The 22,079-nt window shown below is 39.3% G+C and carries 20 protein-coding genes, 1 tRNA gene and 1 riboswitch; of the genes, 15 read left to right on the top strand and 6 right to left on the bottom strand.

The features are described from left to right. Nucleotides 1-32 precede the first annotated feature (32 nt). A complete protein-coding gene (gene hisG, locus HDE68_RS25300; protein WP_183885332.1) occupies nt 33-884 on the bottom strand; it encodes an ATP phosphoribosyltransferase in 852 nt (283 codons plus the stop codon). A 277-nt stretch (nt 885-1,161) separates the two neighbouring features. Here hisG and HDE68_RS25295 point away from each other — a divergent pair, with 277 nt between their 5' ends. From HDE68_RS25295 to HDE68_RS25230, 14 genes are all read left to right on the top strand, one after another. Further along, nucleotides 1,162-2,739 carry a L,D-transpeptidase family protein gene (locus HDE68_RS25295; protein ID WP_183885330.1) on the top strand — a complete coding sequence of 526 codons (1,578 nt, stop codon included), beginning with the start codon at nt 1,162-1,164 and terminating at the stop codon, nt 2,737-2,739. Between the two features lie 166 nt (nt 2,740-2,905). Continuing rightward, nucleotides 2,906-4,930 carry a vWA domain-containing protein gene (locus HDE68_RS25290; RefSeq protein ID WP_183885328.1) on the top strand — a complete coding sequence of 675 codons (2,025 nt, stop codon included), beginning with the start codon at nt 2,906-2,908 and terminating at the stop codon, nt 4,928-4,930. A gap of 6 nt (nt 4,931-4,936) precedes the next feature. Then, nucleotides 4,937-6,199 carry a dihydroorotase gene (locus HDE68_RS25285; RefSeq protein ID WP_183885326.1) on the top strand — a complete coding sequence of 421 codons (1,263 nt, stop codon included), beginning with the start codon at nt 4,937-4,939 and terminating at the stop codon, nt 6,197-6,199. Next, nucleotides 6,192-6,866: a hypothetical protein gene (locus tag HDE68_RS25280; RefSeq protein WP_183885324.1), complete on the top strand. Its 675-nt coding sequence runs from the start codon at nt 6,192-6,194 to the stop codon at nt 6,864-6,866. The genes HDE68_RS25285 and HDE68_RS25280 overlap by 8 nt, the downstream gene beginning before the upstream one ends. Nucleotides 6,867-6,876: 10 nt before the next feature. Further along, on the top strand, nt 6,877-7,416 hold the full coding sequence (locus HDE68_RS25275) for a DUF4199 domain-containing protein (protein WP_183885322.1): 540 nt from the start codon (nt 6,877-6,879) through the stop codon (nt 7,414-7,416). Nucleotides 7,417-7,539: 123 nt separating this feature from the next. Next, complete coding sequence (locus HDE68_RS25270; protein WP_183885320.1) at nt 7,540-8,493, top strand: glycosyltransferase family 2 protein; 954 nt, start codon at nt 7,540-7,542, stop codon at nt 8,491-8,493. 2 nt (nt 8,494-8,495) lie between these two features. Then, nucleotides 8,496-9,464, top strand: a complete 969-nt coding sequence (locus tag HDE68_RS25265; protein ID WP_183885318.1) for a glycosyltransferase — start codon at nt 8,496-8,498, stop codon at nt 9,462-9,464. After that, a complete protein-coding gene (locus tag HDE68_RS25260) occupies nt 9,461-10,246 on the top strand; it encodes a hypothetical protein (RefSeq protein ID WP_183885316.1) in 786 nt (261 codons plus the stop codon). The genes HDE68_RS25265 and HDE68_RS25260 overlap by 4 nt, the downstream gene beginning before the upstream one ends. 8 nt (nt 10,247-10,254) lie before the next feature. Beyond that, nucleotides 10,255-11,760, top strand: coding sequence for a GH3 auxin-responsive promoter family protein (locus tag HDE68_RS25255; protein ID WP_183885314.1), 1,506 nt, complete (start codon nt 10,255-10,257; stop codon nt 11,758-11,760). Next, entirely contained in the window at nt 11,757-12,923 is a 1,167-nt protein-coding gene (locus HDE68_RS25250) for a 1-deoxy-D-xylulose-5-phosphate reductoisomerase (RefSeq protein ID WP_183885312.1), read from the top strand. The genes HDE68_RS25255 and HDE68_RS25250 overlap by 4 nt, the downstream gene beginning before the upstream one ends. Before the next feature lie 28 nt (nt 12,924-12,951). Beyond that, complete coding sequence (rseP, locus tag HDE68_RS25245; RefSeq protein ID WP_183885310.1) at nt 12,952-14,283, top strand: RIP metalloprotease RseP; 1,332 nt, start codon at nt 12,952-12,954, stop codon at nt 14,281-14,283. Between the two features lie 5 nt (nt 14,284-14,288). Further along, nucleotides 14,289-14,813, top strand: coding sequence for a Fe-S protein assembly co-chaperone HscB (hscB, locus tag HDE68_RS25240; RefSeq protein WP_183885308.1), 525 nt, complete (start codon nt 14,289-14,291; stop codon nt 14,811-14,813). An 85-nt stretch (nt 14,814-14,898) separates the two neighbouring features. Continuing rightward, nucleotides 14,899-15,201 (top strand): DUF3817 domain-containing protein, encoded by a 303-nt coding sequence (locus HDE68_RS25235; RefSeq protein ID WP_183885306.1) that lies wholly within the window; start codon nt 14,899-14,901, stop codon nt 15,199-15,201. 78 nt (nt 15,202-15,279) lie between these two features. Next, nucleotides 15,280-15,359, top strand: a tRNA-Leu gene (locus tag HDE68_RS25230). A 408-nt stretch (nt 15,360-15,767) separates the two neighbouring features. On the opposite strand, the gene HDE68_RS25225 is transcribed toward HDE68_RS25230, so the two are convergent. The 5 genes from HDE68_RS25225 to HDE68_RS25205 all read right to left on the bottom strand — a co-directional run bounded on the left by HDE68_RS25225 (nt 15,768) and on the right by HDE68_RS25205 (nt 20,582). After that, entirely contained in the window at nt 15,768-16,850 is a 1,083-nt protein-coding gene (locus HDE68_RS25225; RefSeq protein WP_183885304.1) for an alkene reductase, read from the bottom strand. A gap of 123 nt (nt 16,851-16,973) precedes the next feature. Next, nucleotides 16,974-17,966, bottom strand: coding sequence for a bile acid:sodium symporter family protein (locus HDE68_RS25220; RefSeq protein ID WP_183885302.1), 993 nt, complete (start codon nt 17,964-17,966; stop codon nt 16,974-16,976). Nucleotides 17,967-18,120: 154 nt separating this feature from the next. Then, the gene (locus HDE68_RS25215) at nt 18,121-19,155 is read right to left on the bottom strand and encodes a methionine synthase (RefSeq protein WP_221300958.1); all 1,035 of its coding nucleotides are present in this window, start codon (nt 19,153-19,155) and stop codon (nt 18,121-18,123) included. A gap of 27 nt (nt 19,156-19,182) precedes the next feature. Then, nucleotides 19,183-20,187 carry a DUF1852 domain-containing protein gene (locus HDE68_RS25210; RefSeq protein ID WP_183885300.1) on the bottom strand — a complete coding sequence of 335 codons (1,005 nt, stop codon included), beginning with the start codon at nt 20,185-20,187 and terminating at the stop codon, nt 19,183-19,185. Nucleotides 20,188-20,306: 119 nt separating this feature from the next. Then, nucleotides 20,307-20,582 (bottom strand): hypothetical protein, encoded by a 276-nt coding sequence (locus tag HDE68_RS25205; protein ID WP_183885298.1) that lies wholly within the window; start codon nt 20,580-20,582, stop codon nt 20,307-20,309. Nucleotides 20,583-20,755: 173 nt separating this feature from the next. Next, a riboswitch (cobalamin riboswitch) is annotated at nt 20,756-20,939 on the bottom strand. 162 nt (nt 20,940-21,101) lie between these two features. Between HDE68_RS25205 and HDE68_RS25200 the strand changes: the two genes are divergently transcribed. After that, the gene (locus HDE68_RS25200; protein ID WP_183885296.1) at nt 21,102-21,563 is read left to right on the top strand and encodes an Lrp/AsnC family transcriptional regulator; all 462 of its coding nucleotides are present in this window, start codon (nt 21,102-21,104) and stop codon (nt 21,561-21,563) included. The last annotated feature ends 516 nt before the right edge of the window (nt 21,564-22,079 follow it).

Raw genomic sequence — 22,079 nt, 5'->3', positions numbered from 1 at the left:
CTGTAAAAAAAATAAGTGATTATAAGGAGAGCCTATGAAATGATTTTTTCAATCGGCATGACCACAATTCCTTCTGCACCAGCAGCTTTCAGGCTGTTGATCTTTTCCCAGAAGTCCTGTTCTGCAATAACCGAGTGGACAGCTACCCAATCTTCTTCAAAAAGAGGTACGATCGTAGGGCTTTTAACACCTGGAAGTAAACTCACTACTTTTTCAAGATTTGATTTGGCAACATTCAGTACGACATATTTTGTCTCCTTAGCACGCAGTACTGAGCGGATTCTCTGGAGTAACTCTATCACATCTTCGTTCAATTCCATGCCTTTGCTGGCAATCAGAACAGCCTCAGATTTCATCACTTCACCAAATGGTTTCAGACCGTTGCTTTTTAAAGTCCCTCCTGTAGATACAATATCACAGATAGCATCACTTAAGCCCAGACCAGGCCCGATTTCTACAGACCCTGAAATCGTACGTACTACTGCATTTACCTTATTATCATCCAGATATTTTTGCAGGATTACCGGGTAAGAAGTAGCGATTGCTTTACCTTCCAGCCCGCTGACATCTGTAATATCACTTTCGTTTGGAACAGCAATTTTAAGGGTGCATTTTCCGAAACCTAATTTTTGAAGATAGGTAACATCAGCATTCACTTCTGTAATTACATTCTCGCCAACAATACCCAGATCGGCAATACCGTCCTGAACATATTCGGGAATGTCATCATCTCTCAGAAATAAGATTTCCAAAGGAAAATTAGTAACAGTTGATATTAATGAGCTTTTGTAGTTTTCGAATGATAAACCACAATTTTTAAGAATCTCTACGGATTTTTCGTTTAGCCTTCCAGATTTCTGGATAGCAATTTTAAGTGTTTTCAATTGATTGAAATTATTGAATGAAACAGGAAAATAATTCGGAAACAAGTCTTGAAGTACAAAACATTAAATATCTATCGCCATAACTGGCGATGGTACAAATGCGAATGATGGTTCAAAATATTGTTCATAATTTATGTCTCTATTCAATAATGCGTTGCACATTGACTTTCACAAATATATAGATAGAATTGACAAATCAAAAATATATGGCATTTTATTTGATTAGCATGGTCGTACAGCAGATTAAGATGCTGAATTTAATTAAATACCGCTCATTTTGAAAAAAGTACTTATACTAATTTTACCTGTTTGCCTCTTTTTATCGTCCTGTAACTGGTTTAAAACTACACCGGAGGTCGGTCTGATCTTATCAGAACATTTTAAGAACAAACTTTATAAAGAATTCGATACCGCTGCCTATAATGTAGTTTTTAACCGTCACCTTGATTCCTTACAGTCTAAATTAAGTAACCCTAAAGTAATTGGTAATTTTTATACAAATAATGACCGAAAAAATTTACTGGTTACCCGCTTTTACATAAACGGGGAATTAGATACCCTGAAAAGTTATCTTGAAAATAGCAAAGTACATGGATTTAATCCTGAAATATTCCACTATAAAGGTCTTGCACAATCTTTAACGGCTCTTTCAGCTAATAAATTTAAAAATATCAGTGAAGTTTATCCTGTTTTGGCCGATCTGGAACTTCAGGCGGCTTCGTCACTGCTAAAATATGACACATTTGTTGGTTATGGCAGTGTAATTCCTAAAAAAGTACTCAATAGATACTATGTAACTACCAGCAGGCCAGACAGCGCAGCGATGAATTCAGTACTGGAGACAAAAAGTCTGTCTAAATTATTAAAAGACATTCAGCCTGTTACGGAAAACTATAAAGTATTGCAGCAGACCTTAGCTGAACTGGAAAAAGATCCTTCCCGTAATGCTGTAGCCATTAAAGCTATCCAGGTTAATATGGAAAGATCAAGATGGAAAATCCCGGGTTTAAGTTCAGAATATGTTGAAGTTAATATCCCTGATTTTTCTTTGACCTGGTTTAAACAGCAGGACACAGTGACACATATGAAAGTTTGTGTAGGCGCAAGACGTGAAAAGGCTTATGATGAGAAAATGAAAGTTTATGCTAAAACTCATTCGCCGGATGATAAACCTAAAAATCATCAGACCCCAATTCTGTTAAGTAAATTCAGCGCTATCGAAGTTAACCCTGTCTGGAATATTCCGGTTAGTATTGCTAAGAATGAGATTTATTATCAGGCCAGCAGAGACCCTTATTATTTATCAAATAATAATATGAGAGTTTATTATAAAGGTAAACTGGTGAATGATACGGATACTATACAGTGGGGGAAATATTCAAGAGAGAAATTACCTTTCCAGTTTAAGCAGGGTTCGGGCTCTGGAAATGCATTAGGCAAGTTCAAATTTATGTTTGATAACGGGGCCAGTATTTATCTGCATGATACCAATAATAAATCGGCATTTAGCCTGGCCAGCCGTGCAATAAGCCACGGATGTGTAAGGGTAGAAAGACCTTTAGAGTTTGCAGAGAAAATGGTCAGCAGTAATTCTGAATATGATCAGTTGAGAATGGAAGTCAACCTGCCACCTGTGGATACAACCAAAATGGGGATTTTCAGGAAAAAACTGGCAAAAAAAGCAGATACTTTGAATGTGTTCCAGCTGAAACCAAAATGGTTTGGTGCGAGGAAAAATATCTCTGTATTTATCAATTATAAAACTGCATGGGCTCAAAACGGAAAAATTGAATACCGTAATGATGTCTATGGGCTGGATGACGATCTGTATGCAGCGATGAAAAAATATCTGTAAGCATTTATTGGGGATCTTTGGCCATTTTACGTTATGTACTGGTATAGTACTTAGCAAAACCTAGCTAAAAACACCCCTTTGTCTGATTCTGATTATCCCTGGTTTTAATTACGAAATTTCTGTTTTTTGCAGAATGATATAATAAAATTTATACCTTTGGTTTTTAATGAATTTCCTCTACCCAGGTTTTCTTTTTTCTCTGCTGGCGGTAGCCATTCCTATCCTTATTCATTTATTTAATTTCCGAAAATTTAAGAAGATATATTTTAGCAATGTCGCTTTCTTAAAGGCAGTTACAGTACAGCATTCTTCAAGAGAAAAACTACGTAATTTGTTGATTCTTGCCTGCCGGATATTAGCTGTAATCTTTCTGGTTCTTGCTTTTGCACGTCCCTACTGGTCTTCGGGAACGGCCGTTTTGGAAAACGGAAGTCTTGTTCAGATTTATATTGATAATTCTTATAGTATGGAAGCAGTCAATAAGGAGGGGTCTTTATTGGATGAAGCCAAACGTAAAGCAAAGGAAATAGCTAAACAATTTCAGCTCAATGATAAATTTGAGCTATTGACTAACGATTTTGAAGGGCGGCATCAGCGCCTGGCTAATTTAGAGGAATTAACTAATTTGATTGATGAAGTTAAAATTTCTCCTGCAGAACGCAATTTACAGCAGGTAATTAACCGGCTCAATAACACAGCTGCGGGGAAAAGAAATCAGTACAACTATATTCTCTCTGATTTTCAACAGCAATTTGCCGGAAAATCGGTTATTCAAACTAATTCAAAGCATACCATTAACCTGGTGAGGTTAAATGCAAACACGATACCTAATGTTGCAGTAGATTCTGTCTGGTCTTTATCTCCTGCGCATAAACCGGGTGATCAGGAGAAATTTGTAGTACAGTTACGTAACTACTCGGCCAATGCCAGTTCAGGAATTCCAGTAAAATTGACGATTAATAATCAGCAAAGAGCATTGGCAACGTTAAATATCCCGGCAGGTAAATCGGTCAGGGATACTTTAAGCTTTAGCGGATTATCGGCTGGCTGGCAAAAAGCAAAAATCAGTATTAAAGATTTTCCGGTCACTTTTGATGATGAACTGACTTTTACTTTTAAAGTGAGTAGTGAATTGAAAATTTTACAGCTTACCGGAGAAAGCTCCGGGAAATATATCAATGCACTTTTTGGAGCGGACCCTTATTTCAAACTCAGCAGTATGCCAGAACCGGCAATTACCTATGCCGATTTTCACCAGTATAATCTGATTGTACTTTCTGGTCTGAAAACACCTTCAAGCGGTCTGGCCCAGGAATTGAAAACGTATATGAAAAACGGAGGTACAGTTGTGATCTTTCCTGATCTGGACGTTAATCCAGTTATTTATTCGTCCTTTATACAGGCTTTGGGAATTCCTCAGCAAATCACCTTAAGTAAGGATACGGTAAACGTGAGTACAATTGCATTGAAGAATAAAGTTTTTAATGATGTTTTCGAAGAGATTCCGGCCAAACTGGATCTGCCCAGAGTAAACCGCCATTTTATATACACGGGAATTGCTAAAAGTGGGAGAGAGGATTTAATGGGATTACCGCTTAACCAGCCTTTCTTTAGTAAATACCGCTTAGCAGCAGGGCAATTATATTTAAGTGCGGCTTCGTTAAATGTCAAAGATAGTAACCTGCCTCAGCACCCCGTTTTTGTTCCTTTGCTTTATAAAATTGCTTTAACCAGCATACAGGAACAGCCTTTATACTATACAATTGGTCAAAGTAATTATTTATCTGCTGCTCCGGTCAGAATGAACCCAAACCAGTCGCTGCGGTTAGTTTCTGGTAAACAGGAAGTTATTCCCGAAGTCAGACAGGTTCCCGGGCAGACCTTATTGTATATCGCGGATCAGATTAAAGCACCCGGGATTTTTGAATTATATAAAGCAGACTCCTTGTTAAGCACCTATGCATTTAATCAGGGACTTGCAGAATCAGACCTGCATTATGCTGATGACAAAGCTCTTGAACATATTTTCGGGGCTAATAAAGTAAATATGACAAAAGCCGGGGGCGATTTGTCAATTAAAGCTGTGGAAAATAACCACACAGAGTTATGGAAACTTTGCCTAGTTTTGTGTGCTGTTTTTTTAGCCGTTGAAGCCCTATTGATTCGATTTTTTAACAAATTAAAAACATAAAAAGACATGAACCTTCTCCTCACAGGCGTAACCATTACCGATCCGAATAGTCAGCATAACCAGAAAATCTGTGATGTTCGTGTGGTACAGGGAAAAATCGCTGAGATTGAGCCTACTTTAAAACCATTGGAAAATGAAACATTAATCAATGGTAAAGGAGCTTTTCTTGCACCAGGGTTTTTTGACCTGAACTGTTCTATTGGAGATCCGGGCTTTGAGACCAAAGAAGATATAAAAACAGCTACTGCTGCTGCACAGGCAGGAGGTTTTACTGGTCTTGCTGTTTTACCGCATACTAAACCTGTAGTACATTCCAAAGCAGAAGTAGAATATATAATCAATAAATCAAAAAATAACCTGGTAGATGTTTATCCGCTTGGTGCAATCAGTCATGACCTGGAAGGTAAAGAAATGGCAGAGCTTTTTGATATGCAGCAGGCAGGAGCAATTGCTTTTACTGACGGGACCAGACCGATCACAGATGATGGGTTTATGAGCCGTGCATTGCAATATTGCAAAGGCATTGATGGTTTATTGATGGTACATCCTGAAAATAAGGCAATCGCTGGTAAATCTCAGGTGAATGAAAGTAAAACAAGCGTACTGCTTGGCATGAAGGGAGTGCCTGCACTGGCCGAAGAAATGCATATCTCAAGAGATATCTTTCTGGCTGCTTATCATCAGGCGCCTGTACATATCACCAATATTTCTACAGCAGGTGCTGTTGCGCTGATTAAAAAAGCGAAAAAAGACGGTGTGCAGATCTCTTGTGATGTTGCTGCTCACCATCTGGTCTTCACAGAAGAACTGCTGAATGATTTCGACAGCAATTATAAAATTAAACCGCCGCTGCGTGGAAAATCAGATATTAAAGCCTTACTGGCAGGATTAAAGGACGGTACGATAGATGCTATTTCTTCACAACACCGTCCGCATGAACCTGAATTTAAGAATGTGGAATTTGAGATTGCAGCCTATGGGATTATTGCTTTACAGACCGTATTGCCTTTACTGGTCAAAGCCGGACTGGATGCTGCGCAGATTGTTGAAAAACTTTCCATTAATCCGCGTAAATTACTTAAACTGTCAGTACCTGTTATTGCAGCCGGCGAAGAGGCTAATTTTGTACTTTTCGGTCTGACAGAGAAATGGGAATACAATAGCACTACTAATTTTTCGAAGTCGAGAAACACCCCCTTATTAAATCAAACCCTTACAGGGAAAGTTCAACTCGTTTACAATAACAATCAATTTCAAGTATATGGATAGTAAAGTACAGAGTGCTCTTGTAGCCTCATTAGATAAATTTGCAGCACTTTCAGGTAATGATTCTTTAAAATTACAACAGGATTTGCTGGATGTTTTTAACAAAGACCTGGGCTTTTTAGAAAAGGTAGAAGAATTTGATGGTGTATTTGATGAATACCCGGCTTTTGATGAGCTGAGAGAGGTTTATTTCGATTTATTGATGATTAACTTCTTTGCAAGTGATATCAAGAAACTGGAAGAAGATTACCTGGATACAGATGAGTGGGCAGATATCGAAGAAGATACGATTGATCGTGGAACAGAATTATTAAACCTGTTGTTATACATCAATGAGTGCCATGATGAGCAGATCAAACCAGAACTGGGTGATTTCTTAAGAGAATTCTTATTAGTAGAAGAAGATGAATTCCAGGATGAATTCCATATCTACGAAGATCTGATCAGCAATCAGCAGTTAGCAGATAGCAGTATTGAAGATATCATCAGCCATAAAGCAATGATCGAGCTTGGAGAAGAAATGGAAGAATTATTTGTTCCGTTTATGAGTTTCTTCAATCAGCCAAAAGCAAATGAACAGGCATTTAAAGATTTGGAAGAGTTCAGCGCTAATAAAGAATTTGATACTTCGGTATATGCTTTAATTGCTGTTTTTAACGAAAAAAACTAACCAGGGTTTTATGGAACAACAATTAAGACAACTAGAAATTAAACCGAATAAAGTTGCTTTCCAGGCAGCTATCGCATTTTCATTATATACATTGGCACTGGTTTTTATCTTTAAGCTGCTGAATATTGATACGCAGGATGAGCATATTAGTGTTCCAACCAGGATTATCAGTATGATCTGTTCTTATGTCCCTTTTATTCTGGCCATTTTATATGCCCAGACAAGACATAAAACTGAACTTGGTGGTTATATCACTTTTGGCAGGGCTTTTTCGGCTGGCTTTAAGGTTGCGGCCTATTCAGGTTTATTTATTGCTGTATTATTTGTTCTGTATTATAAAGTACTTGATCCTACAGCTCTGGACCATGCTGTTGATATGGCTGTTGAAAAGGCCGGAGATAATGAGAAAGCAGCTAAGGGAGCAGCAATGATGAAACCTTATTTAGCAATATTTATAGGTTTTGGTGCAGCCATGACTTATACTATTTTCGGATTGGTCCTTAGCCTTATCGGGGCTGCAATACTGAAAAAAGAGAACCCTGCTGTCTAGTCTGTTTAAATCTTAAACGGGCTTTTTAAGCTGGTCAAATAACAAGATAAATTTTAAACGTGCAGGTTTTATCATTTTAATTGATAAAATTTGCACGTTATTTTTAATACACATTATACCTGCATGGATATTTCTGTTGTCATTCCCTTATTTAACGAAGACGAATCATTGCCCGAACTGACCACCTGGATTGCCAGGGTGATGGACGCCAATAATTTTTCTTATGAGATCCTTTTTGTTGATGATGGTAGTACAGATACGTCATGGCAAGTAATTGAGGAATTGAAAAAGACTTATCCTGCTGTAAAAGCGATTAAGTTCAGACGTAACTACGGAAAATCTGCTGCGCTGAATGTAGCTTTTGAAGCTTCTCAGGGTGATGTAATTATCACGATGGATGCTGATTTACAGGATAGCCCGGATGAAATTCCAGAGTTATACCGCAGAATCAGGGAAGAGAAATTTGATCTCATCTCCGGATGGAAAAAGAAACGTTACGACCCGATCACCAAAACCATTCCTACTAAATTATTCAATGCTGCGACACGTAAGATGTCCGGGATACAGTTGAATGATTTCAATTGTGGTTTAAAAGCATATCGCTCTGATGTAGTGAAAACTATAGAGGTTTATGGCGAAATGCACCGTTATATCCCGGTAATTGCTAAATGGGCGGGATTTAAAAAAATCGGAGAGCAGGTTGTAGAACACCGGGCACGTAAATACGGGGTGACTAAATTTGGTTTCAGTCGTTTTATCAATGGCTTCCTGGACTTATTGTCTATATTCTTTGTTGGGAAATTTGGTAAAAGACCAATGCACTTCTTTGGTTCATTGGGTGTACTGAGTTTTATGATCGGAACCATCATGGCACTGTGGATTATCGGGGAGAAATTATACCATATCTCCATGAATCTGCCAATCAGAAGAGAGGTTACTGAACAGCCAGGATTTTATATTGCATTAGTGGCTATTATTGTAGGCTCACAACTTTTCCTTACCGGATTTGTGGCTGAACTGGTTACCAGAAATGCAACTGAACGCAATAAATATCTGATAGAAAAAGAAATTCTTTAATCATGTTTTTCTCGATCATCATTCCTTTATATAACAGGCCGCAGGAGATTGACGAACTGCTGGCCACACTTTGTCTGCAAACTTATACGCAATTTGAAGTTGTTGTGATTGAAGACGGATCTTCATTAACAGCAAAGGAAATTGTAAACAGGTATGCAGATAAACTGGATATTAAATATTTCTTCAAACCAAACGAAGGGCAGGGCTTTGCCAGAAATTATGGTTTTGAAAGAGCAAAAGGTGATTACTTTATCATTTTTGATTCTGATTGTCTGATTCCGCACGATTACCTGGAAACTGTTAAAGATTATTTATATGACCATGATCTTGATGCCTATGGCGGCCCGGATGCAGCTCATGATAGTTTTACCCCGGTACAGAAAGCGATCAGTTATGGGATGACTTCAGTTTTTACCACTGGCGGGATCAGGGGAAATAAAAAACATGTTGGTCAGTTTCATCCGCGCAGTTTCAATATGGGGGTTTCCAGAAAGGTCTGGGAAAAAGTCGGTGGTTTTAAATTAACCAGGCTGGGAGAGGATATTGAATATAGTATCCGGATTCATCAGAGTGGATTTAAGATCGGATTGATTCCCGGCGCTAAGGTTTTTCATAAACGAAGAACAAGTATGTTCCAGTTTTATAAGCAAATTCACTTTTTTGGCCGTGCCCGAATTAATATCTATAAGCATTTTCCTTCTGAGCTGAAATTGGTGCATTTTTTTCCGGCTGTATTCACTTTAGGTATCATATCTGTTTTATTATTGAACATAATTTATCCGCCTCTGGCATATTTGGGGAATATTTTTCTTCTGGTATACTTTATGCTGATATTTTTTCATTCGCTGGTGCTTAATAAATCGTTGAAAGTTGCATTTTTGAGTATTATTTCCTCATTCATACAATTGACAGCTTACGGATTAGGATTTATACAAGATTTTTTCAAAAGAATAGTACTTAAAAAACAATGATAAACTTTTTAAAGGAGAGCACATTTATAGTGAATGTAGTTATCCGCAAAGCCTGGGAAGTAACAAAGAGGAATTATTTTTCCATTGCTACTTTATGTTTTCTGATGTTCATTACTTCTAATGCATCCAGTTTAATGGCATTCTTTCTGAAAGATGTCAATAAAGGGTTAAGCATATTAATGGCCTTCTTTTTTGCTTTATTGTATTTTACAATCAATCTGTCTTTGTTGAAATACATATTTCATCTGCTCGATAATGAGGAGAAAGATGTAAGTATTGTCAGCACATTGCCTACCCGTCAGCAAATCATCCGGTTTATTATGGGGATGTTTTACTTTATGCTGGTTATTATCGGTGTTTATGCAGTGGTTATTCTGGTCGCTTTTCCATTTATCTATACAGGGATTAAGTTGGCTGTGATTACCAATATTGCGGTATCGGTAGGTATTGTAGCTATATTTATTACCTGGGTACGTATTTCATTTTTTCCTTTCTTTATCATTGATAAGAATCAGCCGCCATTTGGCTCTTTAAAATTCAGTCTGGCCATTACTAAAGGAAATTTCACCAAAATAGTCATGTTATTACTTGTTTTAGGTGGATTTCATGTATTGTATTTATTTTTGAATTACCTGCAATGGCCGGTAATTGCTTTTTTTGTAAACATATTGAGCTCATTTATTATTGTTCCTTTATCCAGTGTAGCTTTAACCATCGCTTATAGAATGATGATGGGCGCTTACAGAGGTGATGAGAATGATATTATTCATAACATAGTCTAACACAGTTTATGGGATTAAAAGCGGCATTAAGTAAACCGTTTGCGGCCTTTATTGTAAAAGGGGTAAATAAATGGAAAAAAGATGCGGTAACTGCACAAAAGGAGACGCTCCTGCAGTTAATCGATTCGGCAAAGAATACTGCTTTCGGTAAAGACCATCAATTTTCATCTGTAAAAAATTACGAAGATTTCAAGAAACAGGTTCCGATAAGGGATTATGAGCAGTTGAGGCCTTATATTGACAGGGTTGTAGCTGGAGAGAAAGATGTGATGTGGAAGGGGAAACCCGCTTACTTTGCAAAAACTTCCGGTACGACTTCCGGGGCAAAATACATTCCTATTTCTAAAGAGTCAATGCCAGAGCATCTTAAAGCTGCACGCAATGCATTGCTGACTTATATACATGAAACCGGAAATGCTGACTTTGTAAATGGTAAAATGATATTTTTACAGGGAAGTCCTGTAATGACTGAAAAAAACGGAATTAAAGTAGGCCGTTTGTCTGGCATTGTTGCCAATCTTGTCCCTGCTTATTTACAAAAAAACAGATTGCCATCTTATCAGACCAACTGCATTGAAGACTGGGAAGAAAAGGTAGATGCTATTGTCAGCGAAACTTATCATCAGGATATGACACTGATATCAGGGATTCCACCCTGGGTACAGATGTATTTTGATAGGCTGATAGAAAAATCGGGTGGTAAACAGATTAAAGAAATCTTTAAGAACTTTCAGCTTTTTGTTTATGGAGGGGTAAATTATGAACCTTACCGTGCAAAAATTGAAAATAGTATAGGCAGAAAGATTGATTCCATAGAGACTTATCCGGCTTCTGAAGGATTTATCGCCTATCAGGATAGTCAGCAGGATAAAAGTCTGCTGCTGCTGGCTAAAGCGGGTATGTTTTATGAATTTATCCCTGCCGATGAATACTATAATGATAACCCTGCACGTTTGAGTCTGGAAGAAGTTGAACTGGATAAAAACTATGCTTTGATATTAAATACCAATGCTGGATTGTGGGGTTATAGTATTGGTGATACGGTTAAATTTGTCTCTAAGAATCCTTATAAGATTTACGTGACCGGCCGGATTAAACATTTTATTTCAGCTTTTGGTGAACATGTAATCGGAGAAGAGGTTGAACAGGCTCTTTTATCAGTTGCCAATGAACAGGGGGTAGGAATTACAGAATTTACTGTAGCCCCCCAGGTGAATCCTGATGCCGGAGAATTACCTTACCATGAATGGTTTATAGAATTTTCTAAGGCTCCTGAAGATCTTCATGCCTTTAGTAAAAAAGTAGATAAGGCATTACAACAAAAAAATATTTACTACTTTGACCTCATTGAAGGCAAAATTCTGCAGCCACTGGTTATTCGGACCTTACAAAAAGACGCATTTGTAACTTATATGCGTTCTGAAGGTAAGCTGGGGGGGCAGAATAAAGTTCCCCGTCTGTCTAACGATAGAAAGATTGCAGACAGCCTGATTAATTTGATGAATACAATTTGAAAAATATAGCAATACTGGGGTCCACAGGATCTGTTGGTACCCAGGCACTGGATGTCATCCGTGCGAATCCTGAATTATATAAGGTAAGTGCGCTGACAGCAAATGCAAATGCAGACCTGCTTATTCAGCAGGCCCTTGAATTTAAACCTGAACTGGTTGTAATTGGCGATGATAGCGGGTATGCTCAGGTGAAAAACGTACTTTCAGCTCAAGGGATAAATGTGCTTTGCGGGGAAGACGCGCTTTGTGAAGCAGCTTCTTTACCTGCTGCAGATTTCGTGCTGACTGCAATTATGGGGTCCGTAGGTTTAAGACCTACAATTGCTGCAATAAAAGCGAAAAAAAATATTGGGTTAGCCAATAAAGAGACACTTGTGGTTGCAGGTGAACTGATCACGCAACTGGCTATAGAAAATGGGGTAACCATTATCCCGGTAGATTCTGAACACTCTGCTATCTTTCAATGCCTGGTTGGTGAAGACCTGGATACTATTGAAAAAATATATATCACAGCTTCTGGCGGGCCTTTCAGAGGCAAAGACCGCAGTTTTGTAGAAAAGGTTAAGAAAGAACAAGCTTTAAAGCATCCTAACTGGGTGATGGGCTCAAAAATCACAATTGATTCTGCTACCCTGATGAACAAGGGGCTGGAAGTAATTGAGGCCAAATGGTTGTTTAATCTGGATATCAGTCAGATCGATGTGATTGTACATCCTCAGTCTGTGATTCATTCTATCGTACAATTTAATGATGGATCAATGAAAGCACAAATGGGGGTACCGGATATGAAACTGCCTATTCACTATTCTATGGCTTATCCAAAGAGAATAGAAAGTAAATTTCCACGTTTTAATTTCATGGATTATCCTGAGTTAACGTTTTATAAACCTGATATGGATACTTTCCGTAACCTTGGTCTGGCCTATACAGCACTTAAAAGAGGCGGAAATATGCCTTGTATTATCAATGCAGCCAATGAAGTGGTTGTAGATGCATTCCTGAATGACCGCATCGGATTTCTCGAAATGAGCGATGTAATTGAGCAGTGTATGTCTGATCTGACCTTTATTCAGGAGCCCAGCCTGAACAATTATTTAGAAACTGACCAGCATACGCGTATATTTGCCCGTCAGTTAGTAACAAAAAAACATTTAGCGATCTAATATTCAAAAGTAAAACACGATATAAAATATGAACGGATTAATTATGGTTGCCCAGTTGTTACTGGGATTATCAATATTAGTAATCTTGCACGAATTAGGACATTTTCTTGCGGCGCGTGCCTTCGGTATTAAAGTTGAGAAATTCTATCTGTTTTTTGACGCATGGGGTGTGAAATTATTCAGCATCAAACGTGGTGGCGTAGAGTATGGAATTGGATGGCTGCCTTTGGGTGGTTATGTGAAAATTGCCGGAATGATAGATGAATCTATGGATAAAGAGCAGATGGCGTTGCCTCCTCAGCCATGGGAATTCAGATCTAAACCAGCATGGCAGCGCTTAATCGTTATGCTTGCAGGTATTATTGTAAACATTGTGGTTGGTATTTTCATTTTCTGGATGTTAACCTTCAAATTCGGCGAAACCTTTATTCCAAACAGTTCTGTAAAGAATGGGATTAATCCTGGAAGTATAGGAATGGGAATCGGATTGAAACAAGGTGACCACATTATTGCGGTAAATGGTAAAAAAGTTATCCGTTTTGATGAACTGACCAGTTCAAAAGTATTATTGGACAATACAAACCTGACTGTTGTCCGTGATGGTAAAACTCTGGATATCAAAGTTCCCGATAATCTTTTAAATAAGGTTGCAGATCTTGGTCTGGAAGAATTTATCAGCCGTACCCCATTATTGAGCCCGGTTATTGATACTGTTCTGGCTGGCCGTTCTGCTGCTAAAGCAGGTATGCAAAAAGGTGACCGGATTATAGCTGTTAACAACATACCTGTGAAGTTTGATGCGGATATGCGCAGAGAATTGAAAAAGGAGAAGAGCAAAAAAGTAGTTGTTGAAGCTTTACGTGGAACAGAGAAAATGAATTTCGAAGTGAATACGGATAGCGTAGGAACAATTGGTATAGCTTTTAATCCAAATCAGATTAAGTTTGAAACAGTTAATTATGGTTTCTTTGAAGCATTGCCAATTGGTGTAAATCAGGCATGGATTACATTTACAGATAATGGAAAAGGGATATGGAAAGTATTAACTGGTAAGATTAAAGCGAATAAAGCTTTTGCCGGCCCGGTTGCATTAGCACAAAAGGTTTATGGCGGGGTTTGGATCTGGTCACATTTCTGGGCTTCTACAGCTTTAATTTCTATTGCGCTTGCGTTTATGAACTTATTGCCAATTCCTGCATTAGATGGTGGACATGTGGTCTTTCTGATTGTTGAAATGATCAAAGGAAAACCTGTAAGTGATAAATTCCTGGAAGGCGCACAAATGGTTGGTTTTGTAATCCTGCTGAGTTTAATGGTATTTGTGCTCGGTAACGATATTTTCAAAGCCTTTATCCAGTAGCGGCCATGAACTATTTTGAGTTTTATAACCTTCCGGTATCATTTAATCCGGATGCCGGACTGGTCAAACAGCAATTTTATGCGCTGAGTAAAAAGTTTCATCCTGATTTTTATATCAATCATTCTACTGAAAAGCAGGATGAGGTACTGGAATTATCTACACTCAATAATAAAGCTTACCAGGTACTGAGCGATCCGCAGAAGCGTCTTCATTATATTCTTGAATTAAAAGGGATACTGACAGAGGGGGAGAATTATTCTCTGCCCCAGGATTTCCTGATGGAAATGATGGATGTAAATGAGGCTTTGATGGAATTACAGTTTGAGCCGGATGCGGTTAAGCTGGAAAATATCAAAAAAGAAGTAGAAAAAATTGCTTCAGCTATGCAGCTGGAACTGGATCGTTTGTTCATTGCCTTTGATGCGCAGAATAAAGACGCTGAGGCTACGATACTGTCTGCTGTAAAGGATTTGTATTATAGAAAGAAATATTTGAACAGGATCAATGATAGCTTGCTTAAGCTGGAATAGGGGATAGGTGTCCCTTCAATGTAAAAAATAAAGATAACCGGGCATTGCTGTCCCGGTTTTTCTATTTTTGGGGAAATCTGAATTTATGAGCACTTTATCCCTTTTTAGAAAAGTAGCAGTTGCTGAAGGTATTTCTTACATCGCACTGATTTTTGTTGCTATGCCATTGAAGTATTTTGCGAACATGCCTTTAGCTGTGAAATATACAGGATGGGCGCATGGCGTGCTGTTTATGTTTTATGTAGTTATGGTCATCATGTGCTTTATGGAATATAAATGGAAATTTGGAAAGACGATTCTGGTGTTTTTAGCTTCATTATTGCCTTTTGCACCTTTTTATGTAGATAAAAAGTTAAAGGAAGAGCCTGTAGGTCAGGTTAAAGCATAAAGGCAGGGATTATTTTGAAAATAAGTCTTGGATATATTGGCTTGAATATATAGATTTGCATCCCGCTGAATAAGCAATGCCCAGTTGGCGGAATTGGTAGACGCGCTGGTCTCAAACACCTGTGGGAAACCGTGCCGGTTCGACTCCGGCACTGGGTACACCCCCTTTTTACGCAAGTAAAAAGGGGTTTTTTGTTTAAAAACCCTCTCTATTTGTTAGGAACGAAGATATTTATGGTTCGATCTCCTGTTAGGATAAGCGAATCACCCCAGCCGTACAAAGGTCGAACCAATGTGGCAAAAGTATGTTCTTGTTCCGGATTTAAGCGGTAACGAATAAGTAACAACGTAATTTCAAATTCTGGAATAGAGCTAACTACTTATTTGCGAATTAAATAGGCCATAAGCATTGAATGGAGTGGAAGGCTTAGAATCTGCTCCAATTATCCAAACCGAAAAAGGGCGGACAAATGTTCGAAATTACACTCTTAATGCACTTTTTAATGCATGACTGTTGTTGATGATTTATTGCTAATAGGTTGTATTGTTTTTTATTTGTGTGAAATTTTACTCATCCCAGAGTGGATAATCAATATAACCATTTTTCCCGCCCCCATACATTGTTGCCCTGTCAGGCTCAATCAGCGGGGCATTTTTCTCGAACCGTTTGGGCAGGTCGGGGTTTGCGATGTATAGCTTGCCAAAAGAAATAAGCTTTGCAATGCCTTTTTCAAGTTCTGCTTCGGCAGAAGCCTTGTCATACCCTGCATTAGCAATAACTGTCTGGCGGATCTTCCTGCCAAAGAATTCGATCTCGTCGTCAGTGGCATAATGTTCAGGCGAAGGAAAATTGGTACTTCGCCTCATGAGTTCCACATAGGCAAAGTTCATTTCGTTCAGTTTTTCGATCAGGTAGGTATAGGTAGCCGCAGGGTCATCCAGTATCATATCACCATAGGAATGGAAGGGAGCTATTTTAATACCCACCTTTTCACTTCCCACTGCACTGATCAATTCCTGCATCACCTCCAATACAAAGCGGGCTTTGTTCGGGATACAGCCGCCGTAACCATCCGTCCTTTGGTTGGCACTTTCGGCTAAGAACTGGTTGGGCAGATAGCCATTGCAAGCGTGAAGAGTAACCCCGTCAAACCCGGCCGCTACGGCATTTTTTGCGGCCTGGCCATAGTCCTTTATGGTCTGCTTGATCTCCAGGATCGTCATTTCCTGAGGTATCTCAAAATCCTTCCTGCCCTGAGAAGTAAAATGCTGCATTCCACGGATGGGCAAGGGTGATGGCGCACAAGGGAGTCTGCCTTTCCTGTCTATAGAATGCCCCATGCGACCGGTGTGCCAAAGCTGGGCTATAATAACACCGCCTTTATCATGTACCGCTGTTGTGACCTTCTTCCAGGCTTCTATTTGCTGATCCGTGAAAATACCCGGAGTTAATGGACTGCCGGTAGCCTCTTCACTGATCCTGATAGCTTCGCTGAACAGCAAACCTGCGCCTGACCTTTGGGCATAGTATGTTATGGTCATATCACCCACTAATCCATTTATGTCTGTACGGCCCCTGGTCATCGCTGCCATGGCTATTCTATTTTTTAGGTTGATATTGCCTAACTGTGTTTTTTCTAAAAGTTTCATACCGTTTTTTTTAATAGTTATTGTTGGTCAAAGACTTGCAGCTAAATCTCATTTGCCAACACTTCTACGCTGGTTAGACTTGTTGCTGATGCACATCATCAACGGAAGACATCTTTGTAAAAATTACACTTCTTTTCGTCGGGCCATACGTTGAGCAATGATGCTGGCAGCAATCAATTGCAAGGCATGGTAAAGCATGAGTGGCAGCAATAGGATACCGGTAATAGTACTGTGCTGAAAAAGTACTTTTGACATAACGGTGCCATGTACTAATGACTTTTTGGACCCGCAGAATAAGACAGTAATACGGTCTTCATCTGAAAAACCAAGCAGGCGGCTGAGTAGTCCGACACAAAAGAATACGGCAAAAAACAACGCCATCATCCCTGCAGCGAGTCCGGCAAGTTCAAGGGCGGTGAAGCCTTCAAAAAGATGTTCGGAAAATGACTTACAAAACGACGTGTAAATAATCGTTAGAATAACTGTCTGATCGAAATATTTGAGCTGTTTCTTGTATTTTTCGGCAATGGCGCCGAAACGTGAATTGAGGCTTATGCCAATGATGACAGGCAGCAAGACTTGCAGAATCAACTTTAAGCCGATTTGAGTGACATCAAAATCACCTGTTGCAGAAGCTATAAACAGCCCAACCCAGAGCGGCGTAACCACTACTCCGATCAAACTGGAAATACTCGCATTGAAAATGGCTGCGGGAATGTTTCCCTTGGCGATGGAAACCATGACCACCGAAGAAGATACTGTAGACGGTAAAGCTGCCAGAAAAAATACACCCAGCCAAAGTATCTCCAAGCCGTTATTGACAAACAATGGGCGGAATGCCAAAACAATGAGCGGAAAAAATAAAAAGGTTGTCAACTGGGCGACAATGTGCATTTTCCAGTTGGAAAGTCCGGCTTTTAGTTTCTCAACACTCAGTCGAATGCCATAAAACAAGAAAATCAAGGAAACTCCAGCATTGGCAATCTCCTCCAGCGAAACAGGTTCTTTGACCATGCCTGGCTTTGGCAAAAAATAAGCCATCAGAATCATGGTGGCTATCATTAACAGGAAACCGTCGAAACCTGCTTTTTTAAGTACTTCTAATAATTTCTTCAATGTGTTTTAAATATTATTCCTCCGTAGAGTCAGGGTTACAAAAATATCTTACGCAGATAAACATGGATTCTCTGGATTCATTAGTCTGTCCGCAGAGTCTGTTAAATTCTACGGACAGCAGGTTTCAAACAAGGAAACCATATTCTAATTAATACTAAATCCCAAGTTCTTTGCGTATAATTTCTGCTCCTGCGCTTAAAGCACTTAACTTGCCTCTGGCTACGTTTCGAGATAGCGGGGCCATACCGCAGTTTGTAGAAGGGTAAAGATTTTCTGCATCTACAAACTCAAGAGCTTTACGCAGGGTATTAGCTACTTCTTCTGGTGTTTCAATAGTGTTGGTTGCCACATCAATGGCACCTACCATTACTTTTTTACCGCGAACAAGTTCCATTAAATTTAAAGGCACATTGGAGTTGTGGCATTCTAAAGACACCACATCAATTTTAGATTTTTGAATTTTCGGAAAAATTTCTTCATATTGTCGCCACTCTGAACCTAATGTCTTTTTCCAATCAGTATTTGCCTGTATTCCATAACCATAGCAAATATGAACCGCAGTTTGACAGTGTAAACCTTCAATGGCTCTTTCTAATGCTGCCATTCCCCAATCGTTTACTTCATCAAAGAACACATTAAATGCAGGTTCATCAAACTGGATAATATCTACCCCTGCGTCCTGAAGTTCCCTTGCTTCTTCATTGAGTGCTTTCGCAAATTCCCACGCCAATTTTTCCCGGCTTTTATAATGGTCGTCGTACAAGGTATCTACCATTGTCAGCGGGCCTGGCAATGCCCATTTTATAGGCTTGGTAGTCTGTTTACGTAAAAATTTGGCATCTTCAACAAAAACTGCTTTTTGACGTGCAACCTCACCTACAACCACTGGGACACTCGCGTCATAACGGTTACGGATTCTTACTGTTTTACGATTTTCAAAATCTACACCGCTTAAATGCTCGATAAAAGTCGTTACAAAATGCTGGCGTGTCTGCTCGCCGTCACAAATGATATCCAGATCTGCCAATTGTTGTTCCTGCAGAGAAATGCGTAAAGCATCTTGTTTCCCTTCAAGTAGCTGATCGCCATCTAATTTCCATGGTGACCAAAGTTTTTCGGGTGGTGCAAGCCAGGCAGGTTTGGGTAAACTTCCAACAATAGAGGTGGGTAATAATAATTTCTTCATCATAGTATAATTTTAATGCGTTGTAATCAATTAAAGGGTAAAATTAGCAGACCATTGTTCCAGAAGCCTTTCGTAAGGCTTAATGAAATGCTCTTCTGCATATTTACCCTGTTCAACAGCCAGCCGGCTGCGCTCTTCGCGGTCATAAACCACGCGGGTCAGTGAATAATCTTCGTGTTTAAGACTAGGTTGATAGATTTTCCCGGCTACTGAATTTGCATTGTAGATTTCAGGGCGATAAATCTTCTGGAAAGTCTCCATCGTGCTGATTGAGCTGATCAGCCCAAGATCAGTATAATCAGCCAGCAGATCTCCGGAATGATAAAAAGCCATCGGTGCCACACTGTTCTGAGGCATGAAAAAACGGACTTTTAAGCCCATTTTAGAGAAATATTCATCAGTGAGAGAATACTGATCCTGCAGATACTCAAAACCCAGAACCGGATGCTGATACTCAGTGCGGGTATAAGTTTTGTTGCTTGATACACTTAGACAAATGATTGGTGACTTCTTAAAGTACTCTTTATAAGTGGGTGAATTCACAAAACACTTATAAAGTTTTCCATGCAAATCACCAAAATTTTCAGGAACACAAAAACTGGATTTATTTTTATTGTAATCGATCAATAAAACACTGAAATCGTAATCACGCACATAAGAAGAAAAATTATTTCCGGCAATACCTTCGATATGCCGGCCAGTCTTACGATCAAAAATATTCGTTTTTAAAACTTCAATCATCGGCAGATCGTTAATACCATTCTTATCATCAATACTCATCGTTACGGTCATGATTTCAAGTTCTACAAGGTAACGGTCAGCTTTTGGATTATCCACATGAGCCAATGCATTGAATCGATTGTTAACCATATTTAAGGCCCTGCGTAAGTTTTGCTGGCGATTATCTCCTCTGGCCAGGTTTGCAAAATTGGTTGTTAAACGCGTTTGATTTGAGGGGTGATAGTTTTCATCTAAACAAGTGCTCTTTAGCGTGAACGCGAAATCCTGCTTGATTGTATTCTGGATATTTTCCATATATTTCTTTTCGTTTATTATCGGATCTTCTGATATGATCACTTTGGTTTTATAATTATCAGTTAAACAGTGCCTTATACGCTGATCTTTTCACGCGCTTCTTTAGCCGCAGGTCCAACTCATTGTTGGTCTTGTGACAGCACAGGCGAATATCTTTGCGGGATAACGCCTAAAAATAAACTGGTATCCAGCACCTGGTCATAAAAGCTTAAATCGTCGCAAGGGATTAGGTCGATACCGGCGTCAAGCTGGGTTTGCCAGTTCTCTTCGCGGATCTTGCGGGCCGTTTCGTTCAGTTCATCCTGACCGATCTTGCCTGCCCAATAATTCTCGCTGGCTTTTTTCAATTGTCTTTGGCTACCAATGCGCGGGTAACCCAGATTTTGCGTTAGCATGTTGTTAACTTTTTAAATGGTTAATGATCATTAAAAAGTTCTTAATTATTCCGGATACGACAGGTAAAGAAACGGTCTGAGGGAAAGATATATACACGAAGGGGTGCGGTCAACCATTGAGGGTTTGCACCTTTAAGCTATACAATCTGACCAATGACCTCTTTACGCGGAAGCATCGTCAATTCGGTAAAGGCAGGTATCCTGACTTGTAACGGTTTTATCAGCCTTCCCGTTTGCCACAGTGACCATCTTGATAAAACCTTTGTTGTGTTACTTACAGTTGCGCGACAGCTCGTGATTTGCACACGATTCCCTATTAATTCACCGCTAAGTAAAACCTTTCCGATTGTTGAAATCTACAAAGAACCACGAGTTTAGAACTCTGGTCAAAGTTATATAAACAGCCATTAACGCTGTATAAATGATTTTTTTTCGGCTAAAATTACTTTAAATTGCTATTTTGTTGGATTTTTATGCGGTTAAGTTATACTTTTGTGTCCTGTAAAAGTGATTTATGCTATGGAAAAACTGGATGAGATCGATTTGAAACTGTTAAAGATACTGGGCAATGACTCCAGTCATACCATCAAGGAGTTGGCCGGGCAAGTGAACTTAACGCCATCGCCGGTGGTGCAGCGTGTAAAGCGATTGGAAACCAGTGGTTATATAAAAAAATACATTGCCCTGCTTGACCCGGAAAAGTTCAACCAGGGTTTTATTGTGTTCTGTAATATCCGACTCAAACAGCATGACCGGAAAGTGGGCCACAGCTTTGTAGAGGATATTCTGAAGATCGATGAGGTGGTTGAATGTTACAATATCTCCGGAGATTATGATTTCTTTTTAAAAGTGTTTGCCCGGGACATGAAGCACTATCAGGATTTTGTGTTCAATAAACTGGGTTCGGTGGAGAGCATCGGCAGCGCGCATAGTACCTTCGTGATGGCCGAGATCAAGAACACGCACAATATCAGTTTTTAATAACGGCGGAAGTTTGGGTTTACGAATCTAGTCCGGTAAGGGGTAAAAACCCTCTTTACTCTATTGTAAAGAGGGTTTTTGTTTTTTGGTGATTTTTCAAAGCCCCTCAATTGTCAGGAAATGACATTTTTGGTTCGATCTCCGTTAAAGGTAAGGGTTACTAACCGGAATCGAACACATCGATTCCGATTTTTTATTGCCTCTTTTGCTCATTAAATGATCTTCAAAATGTGTTCAAAGTATTACCGGATCAAGTCATCAACTTGTGGAGCAGACTCTTTTTAAGCATAAATTCTGACACGCTAAACAGAAAGTCTTTGCTATCAGGGATGCTCTGATGGCTCTGGAAGTTGCGCTGAAAGCTTTCAATTTGCATGGGAATGACTCAAGCCGAAACAAGGCCGTGTTGTTAGTAAATAACTTCAAAATAGCTAAATAATCAATCTATACCGGCCGGGTACTGCCTGAGTACTGTCCGGGTACTCGTTAGGGTAAGAGCAGTGTTAAAGTAACGTA

This window comes from Pedobacter cryoconitis (assembly GCF_014200605.1).
In the GTDB taxonomy this organism is placed as follows: domain Bacteria; phylum Bacteroidota; class Bacteroidia; order Sphingobacteriales; family Sphingobacteriaceae; genus Pedobacter; species Pedobacter cryoconitis_B.
Note: the sequence above shows the minus strand (reverse complement) of the source record. Positions and strands in the feature narration are given on the sequence as shown.

Excerpts from the sequence above, each read along its gene's own strand:
- HDE68_RS25290 (WP_183885328.1), top strand. The coding sequence starts at position 2,906 with ATGAATTTCCTCTACCCAGGTTTTCTTTTTTCTCTGCTGGCGGTAGCC.
- HDE68_RS25285 (WP_183885326.1), top strand. The coding sequence starts at position 4,937 with ATGAACCTTCTCCTCACAGGCGTAACCATTACCGATCCGAATAGTCAG.
- HDE68_RS25280 (WP_183885324.1), top strand. The coding sequence starts at position 6,192 with ATGGATAGTAAAGTACAGAGTGCTCTTGTAGCCTCATTAGATAAATTT.
- HDE68_RS25275 (WP_183885322.1), top strand. The coding sequence starts at position 6,877 with ATGGAACAACAATTAAGACAACTAGAAATTAAACCGAATAAAGTTGCT.
- HDE68_RS25270 (WP_183885320.1), top strand. The coding sequence starts at position 7,540 with ATGGATATTTCTGTTGTCATTCCCTTATTTAACGAAGACGAATCATTG.
- HDE68_RS25265 (WP_183885318.1), top strand. The coding sequence starts at position 8,496 with ATGTTTTTCTCGATCATCATTCCTTTATATAACAGGCCGCAGGAGATT.
- HDE68_RS25260 (WP_183885316.1), top strand. The coding sequence starts at position 9,461 with ATGATAAACTTTTTAAAGGAGAGCACATTTATAGTGAATGTAGTTATC.
- HDE68_RS25255 (WP_183885314.1), top strand. The coding sequence starts at position 10,255 with ATGGGATTAAAAGCGGCATTAAGTAAACCGTTTGCGGCCTTTATTGTA.
- rseP (WP_183885310.1), top strand. The coding sequence starts at position 12,952 with ATGAACGGATTAATTATGGTTGCCCAGTTGTTACTGGGATTATCAATA.
- hscB (WP_183885308.1), top strand. The coding sequence starts at position 14,289 with ATGAACTATTTTGAGTTTTATAACCTTCCGGTATCATTTAATCCGGAT.
- HDE68_RS25235 (WP_183885306.1), top strand. The coding sequence starts at position 14,899 with ATGAGCACTTTATCCCTTTTTAGAAAAGTAGCAGTTGCTGAAGGTATT.
- HDE68_RS25225 (WP_183885304.1), bottom strand. The coding sequence starts at position 16,850 with ATGAAACTTTTAGAAAAAACACAGTTAGGCAATATCAACCTAAAAAAT.
- HDE68_RS25215 (WP_221300958.1), bottom strand. The coding sequence starts at position 19,155 with ATGATGAAGAAATTATTATTACCCACCTCTATTGTTGGAAGTTTACCC.
- HDE68_RS25210 (WP_183885300.1), bottom strand. The coding sequence starts at position 20,187 with ATGGAAAATATCCAGAATACAATCAAGCAGGATTTCGCGTTCACGCTA.
- HDE68_RS25205 (WP_183885298.1), bottom strand. The coding sequence starts at position 20,582 with ATGCTAACGCAAAATCTGGGTTACCCGCGCATTGGTAGCCAAAGACAA.
- HDE68_RS25200 (WP_183885296.1), top strand. The coding sequence starts at position 21,102 with ATGGAAAAACTGGATGAGATCGATTTGAAACTGTTAAAGATACTGGGC.